Source organism: Janthinobacterium sp. RA13, from assembly GCF_000745325.1.
Classification (GTDB): Bacteria; Pseudomonadota; Gammaproteobacteria; order Burkholderiales; family Burkholderiaceae_D; genus Janthinobacterium; species Janthinobacterium rivuli.
In genome coordinates, this window is sequence record NZ_JQNP01000001.1 from 2,032,720 (window position 1) to 2,046,787 (window position 14,068).

Genomic DNA, 14,068 nt, shown 5'->3' on the forward strand with positions numbered 1-14,068 from the left:
TTGTGCGGGCCACGCGCTGAGACGAACGTCTCACGCGCGCGCCATGCTGCAGCGCAGGATGCGCGGCCCCGCGCTTCGTGCTAAAAACGGAGACACCATAAAAACAGACACGAGACACTGGAGAGCGCCATGCCCTACGTCCGCCAGACCAGCCATATCGACCGCGTGCGCGACCTGATCGCCGGACGCATCGTCAACCCAGGGGCCGATACGGCCAGGCTGGCGTCGTCGTACCGGCGCTCGCTGGACGACTACCGGCTCGACCCGGCGTCCACCACTGGGCCGCGCATCCTGACGGGCGCCGAACTGCGCGCCATCCAGCAGTCCGAGGAAGATTTTTTGCGCTCCACGGGCCAGTGTCTGCCGCGTCTGCACGCCATGGTGCGCGAAGCGGGTTACTGCGTCATCCTCGCCAATGCGCGCGGCGTGACCATCGATTACGTGGTCGACACGGACCAGCGCAAGGATTTCAAGAAGGCGGGCCTGTACCCCGGTTCGTGCTGGTCGGAAGAAGAGGAAGGCACGTGCGGCATCGCCTCCGTGCTGCTCGACCATGAAGCCATCACCGTGCACAAGACCGACCATTTTCGCGCCGCGTTCACGGGCCTGACCTGCAGCGCGGCGCCGATTTTTTCGCCGCACGGCGACTTGATCGGCGTGCTCGATGCGTCGGCCTTGAACTCGCCCGACGCGCGCGACAGCCAGCGCCTGGTGAAACAACTGGTGCGGCAAGGCGCGACCCTGATCGAGGACGGTTTTTTTCTCAAATCCTACAGCCATTGCTGCATCCTGCTGGCGCACCGCAACCGCCACTTCGTGGAAGTGCAGCCGGAGATGCTGCTGGCGATCGACGAACATGGCGACATCGTCGCCGCCAACCGCTGCGCGCGCGACGTCATCGGGGGCCTGGACGCCCTGCCGCGTCCTGTCGGCGAAGTGCTGGAAGTGCGCGCCGAGCGGCTGTTCGATGCGCGCGCGGGACACAGTCTGCTGTCCTTGCGCCTGGCCGGCGGCAGCACCTGGCTGCACGCCCGCGTGCGCGCGCCGCTGCGACCGGCCAAGGCGCGTCCGCGCGCGATGCGCGAGGCGCCCGCCGCGCAAGACGTGGTGGCCTACACGGCGCCGGAACTGGCCGAACGCACACGCATCGTCCACGCCATGAACGCCGCCAAATGGCGCCCGCTGCAGGCAGCCGCCATGCTCGGCATCTCGCGCGCCACCCTGTACCGGCGCCTCAAGCAGCTGCACATCGTGGCGCCGCACCGGCAATGATGCGCCAAACGCGCTGAGACTTCCGTCTCAATAGCCGCCATGCTGCGCTGCGCAATGCGGCGCCGGAACGCCAGTGTTACAACATCGTCAGCGGCAACACAGCCGCATCCCATCATAAAGTCAGCAGACTTGGAGGAGACACGATGCAAACCGATAACAACCCGCACGACCTGGCCGTGGCCGGCATCCTGGAACAGCTCGAAGGCTGTCTTCGCGCCAGCGACGGCACGGGCGCCGCGCAACTGTTCGAACAGGATGGCTACTGGCGCGACCTGGTGCTGTTTACCTGGAACCTGAAAACGCTGGAAGGCCGCGAGCAGATCGCCACCATGCTGGCCGCCCAGCTGGGCGCCGTGCAGCCGCTCTCCATCCGCATCGCCGATGGCGAACATGCGGTGGAAGCCGGCGGCGTGCTGCAAAGCTGGATCACGGTGGAAACGAACGCGGCGCGCGGCGTGGGCTTCATCCGCATCCGCGACGGCAAGATCTGGACCCTGCTCACCACCATGAGCGAATTGAAGGGTTTTGAGGAAGCCAAGGGCGGCCGGCGGCCCATGGGTGCGGAACACGGCGCGCGCACGAATCGCAGCAGCTGGCTGGAACAGCGCGAGCAGGAAGCGACGGAACTGGGCTATACGCGCCAGCCCTACTGCGTCATCATCGGCGGCGGCCAGGGCGGGATCGCGCTCGGCGCGCGGCTGCGCCAGCTCAATGTCCCCACCATCATCATCGAGAAAAACGCGCGACCCGGCGACAGCTGGCGCAAGCGCTACAAGTCCCTGTGCCTGCACGACCCCGTCTGGTACGACCACATGCCGTATATCCCGTTTCCCGACAACTGGCCCGTCTTCACGCCGAAGGACAAGGTCGGCGACTGGCTGGAGATGTACACCAAGGTGATGGAGCTCAATTACTGGGGCTCGACCTCATGCGAATCGGCCAGCTTTGACGCAGCCACCGGCGAGTGGACGGTGCAAGTGCTGCGCGATGGCCAGCCCGTCACCCTGAAACCGAAGCAGCTGGTGCTGGCCACCGGCATGTCGGGCAAGGCGAACATGCCGAAGTTCAAGGGCATGGACGTGTTCCAGGGCGAGCAGCAGCATTCGTCGCAGCATCCGGGTACGGACGCGTATGTGGGCAAGAAGGTGGTCGTCATCGGCGCGAACAATTCCGCGCACGATATCTGCGCCGCACTGTGGGAAGCGGGCGTGGACGTGACCATGGTGCAGCGCTCGTCGACGCACATCGTCAAGTCCGATTCCCTGATGGAGCTGGCGCTGGGCGACCTGTATTCGGAACGGGCGCTGGCCGCCGGCATGACGACCGCCAAGGCCGACCTGACGTTCGCCTCGATTCCGTACAAAATCCTGGCCGACTTCCAGAAGCCCGTCTTCAAGGCCATCCGCGAGCGCGATGCGGATTTTTACCAGCGCCTGGAAGAACGGGGCTTCATGCTGGACTTTGGCGACGACGATTCCGGCCTGTTCATGAAATACCTGCGCCGCGGCTCCGGCTACTACATCGACGTGGGCGCCTCCGAGCTGGTCGCCGACGGCAAGATCAAGCTGAAAAGCGGCGTCGGCGTGCAGGAATTGAAGGCCCATTCCATCGTGCTGTCGGACGGTACGGAACTGCCGGCCGACCTGGTGGTGTACGCCACCGGCTACGGCTCCATGAATGGCTGGGCGGCCGACCTGATCTCGCCGGAAGTGGCGAATAAAGTGGGCAAGGTGTGGGGATTGGGTTCGTCCACGACGAAAGACCCTGGCCCGTGGGAGGGCGAACAGCGCAATATGTGGAAGCCCACGCAGCAGCAGGCGCTGTGGTTCCACGGCGGTAATCTGCACCAGTCGCGCCACTATTCCCAGTACCTGTCGCTGCAGCTGAAGGCGCGCATGGAAGGGTTGAACACGCCCGTGTATGGGCAGCAGGAGGTGCATCACCTGGCGTGATGTCGACTACCTGGACGAAAAAAAAACGGCGGGCTATTTGCCCGCCGTTTTTTTCAGCTTCAACCCAAGAGCAAAAACTGGGGTCGGACCCTCAGGGTCCGACCCCGGCAGTGCAGATGTCGGGTTTAAAAATTACTGCTTGATGGCTTCGATGGCAAACGTCAACGTCACATCATCGCTGACCGCTGGCGCATATTTGCCGGCGTTGAATTCCGAGCGCTTGATCTTGGCCGTGGCGTTGGCGCCGCAAGCGTCTTTTTTCAGCATCGGGTGCGGTGCGCAGGTGAACGAGGTGACGGTCAGGGTGACTGGCTTGGTCACGCCTTTCAGGGTCAGGTTGCCGTCGACGGAGGCCAGCTTGTCGCCATCGAAATTGAACTTGGTCGATTTGTAGGTGGCGACAGGATACTTGGCCGTGTCGAGGAAGTCTTCGCCTTGGATGTGCGAGTTGAACAGGGTCGAACCCGTGTCGACGGACTTGGTGTCGATCAGCACTTCGACGGCGCCCGTCTTGGCGGCGCGGTCCAGGGTGACCTTGCCGGTGGTGTTATTGAAACGGCTTTGCTGCGTCGAGAAGCCCATGTGGGTGTACTCGAAACGGGGGAAAGTGTGGCTGCCATCGATGACATAGACTTCAGGCGCGGCAACAGCGGACAGCGAGAAGCCGGCGGCGGCGATAAAAGCGAGCAGTTTTTTCATTGTAGGTTCCTGATAGAAAGTGGAGGATGTCAAAACCGCAAGCAGCTGCAGGCGGGGGCGCATGCGGCTGATTGTCTGGCTTCAGTTGCAACAGATTATGCATGGCATGAAGATCGATGTAAAACGGAAAATATACCTAGTTAGCATCGATAAAATCGATAATAGCGGGCAATACGCTCCGCGACAGCGCCTTCTGCTGCCGATTATTGTCTGCATTGCCAAAAATATCCAGCGTTATCCAGCACCTCGAATAAAGCATCAGATGAGAATGATTCTTGTTATTATTTGAAGGGCTTGCTATCATTGCCGGCTTTGATAACGAGGAAACGCGCGGTGCTTGAACGCTATTACCAGGAATTGCTGCGCTTGATTTCGCGCTCCACCGGCTGCCGCGACAAGGCGCAGGACGTGGTGCAGGAAGCCTACGCCCGCATCCTGGCGCGCGAGCCGCTCGGCGGCGCACCTGCCCTGCACAGCGGCGCGGCGCCCGATAGCGGCCAGCGCGCGCTGCTGTACGTGACGGCAAAGAACATCGCCATCGACGAACAGCGCTTGCACCAGCGCCGCCCCCACGACGACATCGACACGCCCCATTTCCAGCTGCGCGCGCCACGCGCCGACGAACCCGAACAACGGCTGCACGACCGGCAAACCATGGAGCGCCTGCTGGCCATCATCGACGCCCTGCCGCCGCGCTGCCGCCAGGCGTTCGCGCTGTACAAGTTCGATGGCCTGAGCCAGATCGAGATCGCCGCCCAGATGGGCATCTCCGTCAACATGGTGGAAAAACACATCATCAACGGCATGCTCGCCTGTAAAAAAGGCATGCCCGAGCGGGATACGCTATGAAACAGCGCATGACATCACAAGACACGACAGCCGACGACATCGATTTCCTGGCGGCGCAATGGCTGCTGCGCCACGACGCGGGCCTGGCCGCGCACGAACTGGCGGCGCTGGACGCATGGCTGGCCGCCGACGCGCGCCACCAGCAAGCCTGGCAGGCGCTGGCCCGCACCGATGCGCTGCTGGCCAGCCTGCCGGCGCAGCGCGTGGCGGCCTTCAGCCAGCCTGCCCCGGCGGCGGGCGCGCCGTCATCGCTGCTGCGGCGGCTGCGCCAGGCAGCCTCCTTCCCGCCACGCGGCGCACTGGCCGGCGGCTGTCTGCTGCTGTGCGGCCTGCTGGCCTGGCCGCTGGCCAGCCATTGGCAGCAACCGGGCTTCCAGCACGATTACAGCACGGCGCGCGGCCAGTTCGCCACGCAAGTCCTGCCCGACGGCAGCCGCATCGAACTCGATAGCGGCAGCGCCGTCGACGTGGCCCTGTACCGCGACCGGCGCAGCGTGCGCCTGCTGCGCGGCCAGGCCATGTTCCATGTCCACGCCGACCCTGCGCGTCCGTTCCAGGTCATCGCGGGAGAGGCCACGGCGACGGTGCTGGGCACGCATTTTTCAGTGCGCCACGTGGGCGCGACGACACAGGTGAGCGTGGCGCAAGGCACGGTGCGTGTGGAAAGCGAAGCCGGCGCGCATGCCGAAGTGCTGCAGGCGGGCGACACGGTCACCGTCACGCCCCAGGGCGTGACGGCGCTGGCCAGGGTCAACGCGCAAGCGGTGGGCAACTGGCGTGCGGGGCGCCTCGATTTCGAAGACGCCACCCTGGCCGAAGCGCTGGCCGAATTCGAGCGCTATGGCGATACGGGCCTTGTGCTCGGCGATCCGGCGCTGGCCGGCCTGCGCCTGAACGGCAGCTTCGACGCGACGCTGCCGGCGCAATTTGCCGCCGCCCTGCCGCTGGCCTTGCACGTGCGCGTGGTGCACCGGGACGGCAAGCTGCATATCGTCGCCCGCTGATTTATCCCCATGACGCGAAATAAAATCCATCCGCACGTCAGGGTAAATGAGACTCATTCGTTTTAACTATGAAGGACCACCACATCACCATAGGAAAAACCTGCATATGAATCCGCCGCGCCCTCCCCTGCACGCCCGCCTGTCTCCCCGCCTGTCCCCTCTCTTCCTGGCCATCGGCCTGGCCTTTGCCACGCCCGCCATGCATGCCGCCGCCGCGCCGGTGGCGCAGGTGGAATGGCAGATTCCCGCGCAGCCGTTGAACCGCGCGCTGAACGAACTGGCGCGCCAGGCCGGCATGGTGCTGCTGGCCGACGCGCGCCTGACGCAGGGACGCCACAGCGCGCCGCTGCAAGGCCGGCACTCGCTGCCCGAGGCGCTGCGCCAGCTGCTGGCCGGCAGCGGCCTGCAAGCGCAGCTGCAGGGCGGCACGACCATCATCATCAGCGCGCCCGCGCCCGCCGCTGCCGGCGCCGTGCAGATCGGCACCCTGCGCGTGAATGGCCAGGGCGGCAGCGGCATGTTCGAAGCGGACGACACGGATCCGGCCGACCTGCCCTACCTGACGCCGGCCGCCTCCGTGTACATCGGGCGCGAGCAGATCGAACGCTTCCGCGGCACCTCGCCAGCCGACATCTTCAAGGGCGTGGCCGGTGTGCAGGTAGGCGACAGCCGCAACAGCGGCGCCGTCGACGTCAACGTGCGCGGCATGCAGGGCCAGGGCCGCGTGCCCGTGCTGATCGACGGCAGCCTGCAATCATCGACCGTCTACCGCGGCTACGCGGGCATCGCCGACCGCAGCTACATCGACCCGGACCTGATCAGCGCCATCCGCATCGACAAGGGTCCGAACCTGTCGGCGCAAGGCGCGGGCGCCATCGGCGGCATGGTCAGCATGCAGACGCTGCGCCCTGAAGACATTTTGCGACCAGGCCAACGCACGGGCGTGCGCCTGCGCGGCGGCATCCAGGACAACAGCGTCTCGGCGCCCGCCGATTTCGGCAGCACGCCGCGCACGCAGCGCAACAAGCTGGACAACCCGCGCAGCGGTTTTGGCAGCATCGCCGTGGCCACGCGCCAGGATGACTACGACCTGGTGGCCGCCATCAGCCAGCGCAGCATCGGCAATTATTTTTCCGGCACACGGGGCTTCGAACGCTATCAAATGCTCAATGAATGGGGCGACGACAATGGCGTGACGCAGTTCTTCAAGAAGGGCGACGAAGTGCTGAACACGGCCAACCGCACCACCTCGGCCCTGCTGAAAGCCAACCTGCGCCTGCCGCACGAACAGAAGCTGGAGCTGGGTTACCGCTATTTCGACAGCAGCTATGGCGAAATCATGCCCTCGCAAATCTACCGCAACAGCACCGGCAGCATTCCCCAGTGGGACCCGAGCCAGGTGCGCACCAACGCGCTGACGGCGCGCTACGAGTGGAAACCGGAAGGCCAGCAATTGATCGACCTGAAGGCCAACCTGTGGCTGACGGACATGCAGAGCAAGTCGCGCAACGGCGACATCTTCAGCAATCCGCTGGAAGGCAAGACCAATCCGGGCGACCATGAATGCAAGGAGTGCGTGGAAGTGCTGTACCTGGCGAAGAACCAGGCGCGCCGCGTTGGCGCCGACCTGACGAACACCTCGCGCTTCGCCACCGGCATGGGCGCGCTCAAGCTCGATTACGGCCTGTCCCTGCAGAACGAGGATATCGGCCCGGCCGACAGCGTGGCCATCCTCGACGACGACCTGAATGCCAACCACACCCTGCGCAACGGCAAGCGCCACGAGCAAAGCGTGTTCGCCTCGCTGCAGTGGCAGGCGCGCGACTGGCTGACGGTCGAGGCGGGCGGACGCTTCCAGCGCTTCGACTCGCGCGACCGCAACCGCCGCGCGGAACAGCAATACCAGCCGCAGGGCTGGCAATGGGTCACCATGTGGGACAAGAACGGCGGCCAGCTCGGCGACGCGAAATGGTACCAGGATGCGCAGGGCCAGTTCACGCCCGCCACCAATCCCGCGCTGGTGGGCGGCATGGTGGAACGCTATGGCGAAGAACCGGCGCCGCTGGACGTCTCGCAGGTCGCCAACTGGAGCGGCAACGACTATGTCTTCCGCGACGCCATCCCCGGCCTGTTCACCTACAGCAAGCCGATCCGCCGCAAGGACCACGGTTTTGCGCCCACGTTTGCGCTGACGGCGCGCCTGTCCGACAGCGTCAGCGTGTTTTTACGCGACGCGCGCGGCTTGCGCATGCCCAGCCTGTATGAATCGACGATGGGCTTCTCGGCCACCTATTCGTCGCCCCTGAACGCCGAGCGCAGCCACAACCGCGAGATCGGCGTGAGCTTGGTCAAGGATGGCGTGTGGAGCGCCGCCGACAAGCTGCGCCTGCGCCTTGCGTATTTCGACAACGTCACGCACGGCTACATCACGCGCCGCCCGATTCCCGACTTGCCGGCCCACGCGCAGAATTTCTCGATGGCGAACACGGACAAATACAGCGTCTCGGGCGTCGAACTGCAGTCGTCATATGACCGGGGTAGCGTGTTTGCCGACTTTTCCGGCACCTGGAACCGCAAGACCCTGATCTGCGACGCGGCCACGGCGGCCTATTTGCGCAAGGCCAGCAAGTGGCAATCGGAGATCTGGAACACGCCAGACTGCTCGCCCATCGGCTTTTCCAGCTCGTATGTCAGCAACCATATCCAGCCCAAGCTGAGCGCCAACCTGACCCTGGGCACGCGCTGGCTGCAGGAAAAACTCACCGTCGGCACGCGCCTGACGCACGTCGGCCACCCGCTGGCGCGCCAGGACGACAAGGCCGTGTGGCAGTCGTGGACGGGCACCTCGCCGCAGGTGCTGACGCAGGCCTACACCCTGGCCGACCTGTTCGCCAGCTACAAGATCACGCCCAACGCCACCGTCGACGTGGCGATGGACAACCTGACGGACCGCTACTACCTCGATCCGCTGACCCTGAGCCTGATGCCGGGACCGGGCCGCACGGCGCGCGTAACGCTTGGCCTTCGTTTCTGATTTGATTCATCCTTATAATAGAGAGCAGATATTCCATGCATGCAGCAAGCGACACCACTTTGAACGCCGTTCCGACCAACGCGGCCCCGACCCGCAGCCAGCGCCTGAAAGCCGACACCATGGCCACCCACGAATTGCTGGACCAGCGCATCATGGCCAGCGCGCCGTTTTCCAGCCGCGACAATTACGCGCGCTTCCTGCAGGCGCAGTACGCGTTCCTGCGCGACGTCGACGCGCTGTACGACAACGCGCAGCTGGCCGCCCTGCTGCCGGACCTGGAGCAGCGCCGCCGTTACGACAGCATCGCGGCCGACCTGCGCGACCTCGAGACAGCATTGCCGGCCGATGCGGCCACGCCGCCGTTCGACGCGCAACTGGACCTGGCCACGGCGCTGGGCTGGCTGTACGTGAGCGAAGGCTCGAAGCTGGGCGCGGCCATCCTGTATAAGCTGGCCGGCAAAATCGGCCTCGATGAACACCATGGGGCGCGCCACCTGGCCGGCCATCCGGACGGACGCGCGCGCCACTGGCGCGAGTTTACCTCCGTGCTCGATACGGCCGTGCTTGACGATGACGGTGAAGCGCGCGTGATCGATGGCGCGCGCGCCGCCTTCCTGCGCATGCATGGCCACGTGGAGGCGTGCGCCTGATGGAGGAGCCAGTCATCCAGGCCGGCGCGGAAGCGCACACGGCACGCCTGCGCCGCTGGGCGTGGACGGGCGCCGGCATGCTGATGGTGGCGCTGGGCGTGATCGGCGCCATGCTGCCAGTCATGCCGACGACGATCTTCCTGATCCTGGCGCTGGCGTGCTTCAGCCGCGCCTCGCCGCGCCTGGAGCACTGGCTGCTGCACCACCCGCGCTTCGGCGCGCCGCTGCGCCAGTGGCGCGAACACCGCGCCGTGTCACGCCGCGGCAAGGTCCTCGCTTGCCTGGGCATGGCCATCGGCTTTGTCGCCATGTGCCTCGGCCATCCGCCCTGGTGGGTCATCGTCCTCGTGGCAACGATGGAAATCGCCGTCATCATTTACCTGCTGCGCCGCCCGGAAGGGCCGGCGCCTGCGCCAGAAAAGACGCCGCCGGCGGACTGGCACAAGCCGCTGAGCATCGCCACCGTCTTCGCCATGCATGGCGCCCTGCTGGGCTGGGCCGTGTACCAGCGCGCGCCGGCGGCCCCCGTGCTGGCCATCGCGCCCGACTCCGCGCAACCGGCCATGCTGTACTTGCCGGCCGCTGCCCCGCCGCGACCTTTGGAGCAGAATCTTGCTGAACGGGTCAGCGCAGCCGCCGCGCCATCCGCCGCCATTGCCAAAAAGGCAGCGCCGGCCATCAGACAATTCGTGCTGCCGCAGCCAGAGGCAGCGCCCATGCCGACGCAAGCCGAGAGCATCGCAGCCGTTGTCGAGGTGCGCCATGCCCCCGTGACGCCGGCACCGGCGGCGGCGCCATCCATCGCGGCGGCGCCGCCCTCGCCTGCGCTGCCGCCCGCGCCGCAGGAGCTGCGCAGCGGCGTATCTAGCTGGGAAGGCAAGGTTTTGGCGCGCATGGAGCGCTTCCGCCGCTATCCGACGGCGTCGCGCGCGAAGCAGGAACAGGGCGTCGTGTATCTGCGCTGCCGCATCGACCGCGATGGCCAGGTGCTGGCGGCCGCCATCGAGCGCAGTTCCGGTTCCGCAGCACTGGATCAGGCCGCGCTCGACACTTTGCAACGGGCGGCGCCGCTGCCGCGCATTCCCAAGGAACGGCCGGACCCGCTGGAATTATCGATTCCCGTCGAATTTTCCATCGGCTGATCGCGTAAAAACCGCGTTTACTCTCGCCAAACACCCATATAGACATTATTTGCATATTCAAAGCAAGATTCTGTCGTAGGAGTAATAACACGATCGGAGGTATACTACGCAACCGACGTAACAGGCCGGGCGATTTGGCCCCTGCAAGCGCGCCTGTCACGGTCCAATAAAAAAGGAAACACTGCATGACCACACCACACCGTACGCCGGTGATTCGCATCGATGGCGCAAACAAGACCTTCGCGCTGCCCAAAGGCGAACAATTCCACGCGGTCAAATCGGTCACGCTGGAAGTCTATCCCGGTGATATTTTCGGCCTGATCGGCAAGAGCGGCGCCGGCAAATCGACCTTGCTGCGCCTGATTAACCTGCTCGAGCGCCCTGACAGCGGCACCATTACCGTGGCCGGACGCGAACTGACGCGCCTGGGCAAGAGCGAATTGCGCGACGCGCGCCAGAATATCGGCATGATTTTCCAGCAGTTCAATCTGCTGCAAAACGCCAGCGTCTTCGACAACGTCGCCTTCCCCCTGAAAATCCATGGCACGACCAAGGGCGAGGACATCGCCGCCAGGGTCGAGGAATGCCTCGCGCTGGTGGGCCTGTCCGACAAGCTGCACAGCTACCCGGCGCAATTGTCCGGCGGGCAAAAGCAGCGCGTGGCAATCGCCCGCGCGCTGGCCAGCCACCCCGACGTGCTGCTGTGCGACGAGCCGACGTCCGCGCTGGACGCGGAAACGACGCGCGCCCTGCTCGACACCCTGCGCGACATCAATGCGCGCCTTGGCGTGACCATCGTCATCGTCAGCCATGAGCTGTCGGTCCTGGGCGCCATCTGCAACAGGGTCGCCGTCGTGGAAAACGGCGCCATCGCCGAACAATTCGAGTTGAGCGACACGGCCACCCCGCGCAAGACGGCGCTGGGGCGCGAGCTGGCGTATTACGGCACCGAGGCGTTTGAAGCCACCGCATGGAAGGATGCAACACATGTTTGAAGAATCGATCAATAACGTCATCAACCTGCTGCCGGAAATCTGGGTGGCGCTGGGCCAGACCATGACCATGCTGGGCATTGGACTGACGGCCGCCATCCTGATCGGCGGCCCGCTGGGCATCCTGCTGTTCCTCGTCTCGGAAGGCCAGTCGCTGGAAAACCGTCCGCTGTCGATGATCCTCGGCTGGCTGGTAAACACCGTGCGCAGCTTCCCCTTCATCATTTTGCTGGTCGCCCTGACGCCGTTTACGCGCATCATCGCGGGCACCTCGATCGGCCCGCTGGCCGCTGCCGTGCCGCTTTCGTTCGCCGCCATTCCCTACCTGGCGCGCCTGGTGGAACAGAATCTGCGCGAAGTGCCGCGCGGCGTGATCGAGGCGGCGCACGCCATGGGCGCGTCCGAGATGCAAATCATCTTCCGCGTGCTGCTGGTGGAAGCGCGCTCCGGCCTCGTGCTGGCCCTGACCGTGCTGTCGATCAGCTTCCTGTCGTATTCGGCCGTGGCCGGCGTGGTGGGCGGCGGCGGCATAGGCGACCTGGCCATCCGCTACGGCTACTACCGCTTCGAGACGGACATCATGGTCGCCACCGTGGCCATCCTGATCGTGCTGGTGCAAACCATCCAGTTCGCCGGCACGCGCATCGCCAAGCGCCTCGACAAACGTTAATTCATCTTCAGTATTTCAGTACAAGGAAAAGCATGAACCATATTCGCCGCAACCTGCTCCTGGCCGCCGCCAGCCTGGCCTTCGCCACCGCCGCCCACGCCAAGGACCCGAAAGAACTCGTCATCGGCACCAGCTCCGGCCCGTATTCGGACCAGCTGAAGCTGGGCATCAAGCCCATCCTGGAAAAACAGGGCTACAAGGTCAAGATCGTCGAATTCAACGACTACGTGCAGCCGAACTACGCGCTGGCCGAAGGTTCGCTGGACGCCAACGTGTTCCAGCACATCGTGTATCTGACCAAGTTCGCCACCGATAACAAGCTGCCACTGAGCTCCCTGATCACCGTGCCGACCATGCCGATCGGCCTGTACGGCGGCAAGCAGAAGTCCCTAGCGGACGTCAAGAACGGCGCCACCATCACCATGCCGAACGATCCGACCAACCAGGCGCGCGCGCTGGTGATGCTGGCCAAGATGGGCTGGATCAAGCTCAAACCGAACGTCGACCCGCTGCGCGCGTCCGAACGCGACGTGCTGGACAACCCGAAGAAGCTGAAACTGGTGCCGCTGGAAGCGGCGCAACTGCCACGTTCGCTGGCGGACGCCGACTTCGCTTTCGTCAACGGTAACTTCGCCCTGGCCGCCGGCATGAAGCTGACGTCGGCCCTCGCCGTGGAAAAGATCTCGGACAGCTACATCAACCTGGTCGCCATCCGCACGGCCGACAAGGCCAAGCCATGGGTCAAGGACCTGGAAGCGGCCTACCGCTCGCGCGCCTTCCTCGACGCGACGAACAAGTATTTGGCCGGCTACGAAAAGACGGACTACCAGCTGGCGCTGGAAAAGACGCTGAAAAAATAAGACGGCGCATGGAATGCAAAAAGACGGCCAGGTTCACACCTGGCCGTCTTTTTTATTGTCCGCGCCGCGGAGGCGCAGTCGATCAATGCTTAGAAACGGTAGCCGACACCGACACCGATCAGGACAGGATCAACCTTGACTTCGCTGATCTTGGCGCCAGCAGCCAGTACGTCGCTGCGGATCTGCACTTTCTTGATGTCGAAGTTCAGCGACCAGTTTTTGTCCAGCTTGTAGTCGACGCCAGCTTGCAGCGAGAAGCCCCAGCTGTCATGTTCCAGGCGGCCGGCGCCATTCAGCAATTTCACGTCCGAGATATTCGTGTAGTTCACGCCGGCACCCACGTAAGGGCTGAACTGTTTTTCAGGCATGAAGTGGTATTGCAGCGACAGGGTCGGTGGCAAATGCTTGAAGCTGCCGATCTTCGTGCCGGACAGGGTGACGTCATGCTTTTGCGGATACGTCAGGATCAGCTCGGCAGCGATGTTCGGGGTGAAGAAATACGAAATATCAATTTCGGGAATCGTCTTGCTGCTGACATGTATCGTATCCGATGCGCCAGCGCCAAAGACCGGCGTGGATTTGTTGGCCGGATCGATATGCACGGCGCGCGCACGGACCAGCCATGGGCTTTCCTGTGCCATTGCGTTGCCGGCGAATGCGCCGATGGCGGCCAGGACGATTGCTGCTGCAGTTGCGGACTTTTTCATTCTAGTTCCCTCTTTTTGTCGTTAAGTAACGCTGCGAAGTCTAAGAGTGCAGTGCAACAAAAACTTTGATCCACATCAAATAGTGCTAGATGGCATCATTAGACGCATTTTTTCCTTTGCCCAGATCAAGAAAATGCGGCATTGCAGCGTGACCGCATGCACGACTGCCATGTCGGCACGCCATGCTGACGCAAGTTGCCCGCCACGCAATCGCCACTTGCGCCGATGTCACTGGAT

The 14,068-nt window shown here is 64.2% G+C and carries 13 protein-coding genes; 11 read left to right on the plus strand and 2 right to left on the minus strand.

What is annotated here, in order from left to right; genetic code table 11:
* Window positions 1-129 precede the first annotated feature (129 nt).
* Both FG13_RS08865 and FG13_RS08870 read left to right on the plus strand, forming a co-directional pair.
* Window positions 130-1,272, plus strand: coding sequence for a sigma-54-dependent Fis family transcriptional regulator (locus FG13_RS08865; protein WP_035820162.1), 1,143 nt, complete (start codon window positions 130-132; stop codon window positions 1,270-1,272).
* A 143-nt stretch (window positions 1,273-1,415) separates the two neighbouring features.
* Entirely contained in the window at window positions 1,416-3,224 is a 1,809-nt protein-coding gene (locus tag FG13_RS08870) for an NAD(P)/FAD-dependent oxidoreductase (protein ID WP_051958798.1), read from the plus strand.
* 132 nt (window positions 3,225-3,356) lie between these two features.
* Here FG13_RS08870 and FG13_RS08875 read toward each other — a convergent pair whose 3' ends face one another.
* Window positions 3,357-3,923: a YceI family protein gene (locus FG13_RS08875; protein ID WP_035820164.1), complete on the minus strand. Its 567-nt coding sequence runs from the start codon at window positions 3,921-3,923 to the stop codon at window positions 3,357-3,359.
* A 61-nt stretch (window positions 3,924-3,984) separates the two neighbouring features.
* Here FG13_RS08875 and FG13_RS08880 point away from each other — a divergent pair, with 61 nt between their 5' ends.
* The 9 genes from FG13_RS08880 (at window position 3,985) to FG13_RS08920 (ending at window position 13,124) form a co-directional block, all read left to right on the plus strand.
* Window positions 3,985-4,212, plus strand: a complete 228-nt coding sequence (locus FG13_RS08880) for a hypothetical protein (protein ID WP_035820168.1) — start codon at window positions 3,985-3,987, stop codon at window positions 4,210-4,212.
* A 44-nt stretch (window positions 4,213-4,256) separates the two neighbouring features.
* A complete protein-coding gene (locus FG13_RS08885; protein ID WP_035820169.1) occupies window positions 4,257-4,772 on the plus strand; it encodes a sigma-70 family RNA polymerase sigma factor in 516 nt (171 codons plus the stop codon).
* A gap of 8 nt (window positions 4,773-4,780) precedes the next feature.
* Window positions 4,781-5,776 (plus strand): FecR family protein, encoded by a 996-nt coding sequence (locus FG13_RS08890; RefSeq protein WP_161784166.1) that lies wholly within the window; start codon window positions 4,781-4,783, stop codon window positions 5,774-5,776.
* A gap of 106 nt (window positions 5,777-5,882) precedes the next feature.
* On the plus strand, window positions 5,883-8,810 hold the full coding sequence (locus FG13_RS08895) for a TonB-dependent receptor (protein ID WP_051958802.1): 2,928 nt from the start codon (window positions 5,883-5,885) through the stop codon (window positions 8,808-8,810).
* Window positions 8,811-8,845: 35 nt separating this feature from the next.
* Entirely contained in the window at window positions 8,846-9,460 is a 615-nt protein-coding gene (locus tag FG13_RS08900) for a biliverdin-producing heme oxygenase (RefSeq protein ID WP_051958804.1), read from the plus strand.
* Window positions 9,460-10,602 carry a TonB family protein gene (locus FG13_RS31195; RefSeq protein ID WP_081922497.1) on the plus strand — a complete coding sequence of 381 codons (1,143 nt, stop codon included), beginning with the start codon at window positions 9,460-9,462 and terminating at the stop codon, window positions 10,600-10,602. The genes FG13_RS08900 and FG13_RS31195 overlap by 1 nt, the downstream gene beginning before the upstream one ends.
* 185 nt (window positions 10,603-10,787) lie before the next feature.
* Window positions 10,788-11,597, plus strand: a complete 810-nt coding sequence (locus FG13_RS08910) for a methionine ABC transporter ATP-binding protein (RefSeq protein ID WP_035820171.1) — start codon at window positions 10,788-10,790, stop codon at window positions 11,595-11,597.
* A complete protein-coding gene (locus FG13_RS08915; RefSeq protein ID WP_035820173.1) occupies window positions 11,590-12,264 on the plus strand; it encodes a methionine ABC transporter permease in 675 nt (224 codons plus the stop codon). The genes FG13_RS08910 and FG13_RS08915 overlap by 8 nt, the downstream gene beginning before the upstream one ends.
* Before the next feature lie 32 nt (window positions 12,265-12,296).
* A complete protein-coding gene (locus FG13_RS08920) occupies window positions 12,297-13,124 on the plus strand; it encodes a MetQ/NlpA family ABC transporter substrate-binding protein (protein WP_035820175.1) in 828 nt (275 codons plus the stop codon).
* 89 nt (window positions 13,125-13,213) lie between these two features.
* Here the strand turns inward: FG13_RS08920 and FG13_RS08925 are convergent, their stop codons facing one another.
* Window positions 13,214-13,831 carry an OmpW/AlkL family protein gene (locus FG13_RS08925; RefSeq protein ID WP_035820177.1) on the minus strand — a complete coding sequence of 206 codons (618 nt, stop codon included), beginning with the start codon at window positions 13,829-13,831 and terminating at the stop codon, window positions 13,214-13,216.
* Between the last annotated feature and the right edge of the window lie 237 nt (window positions 13,832-14,068).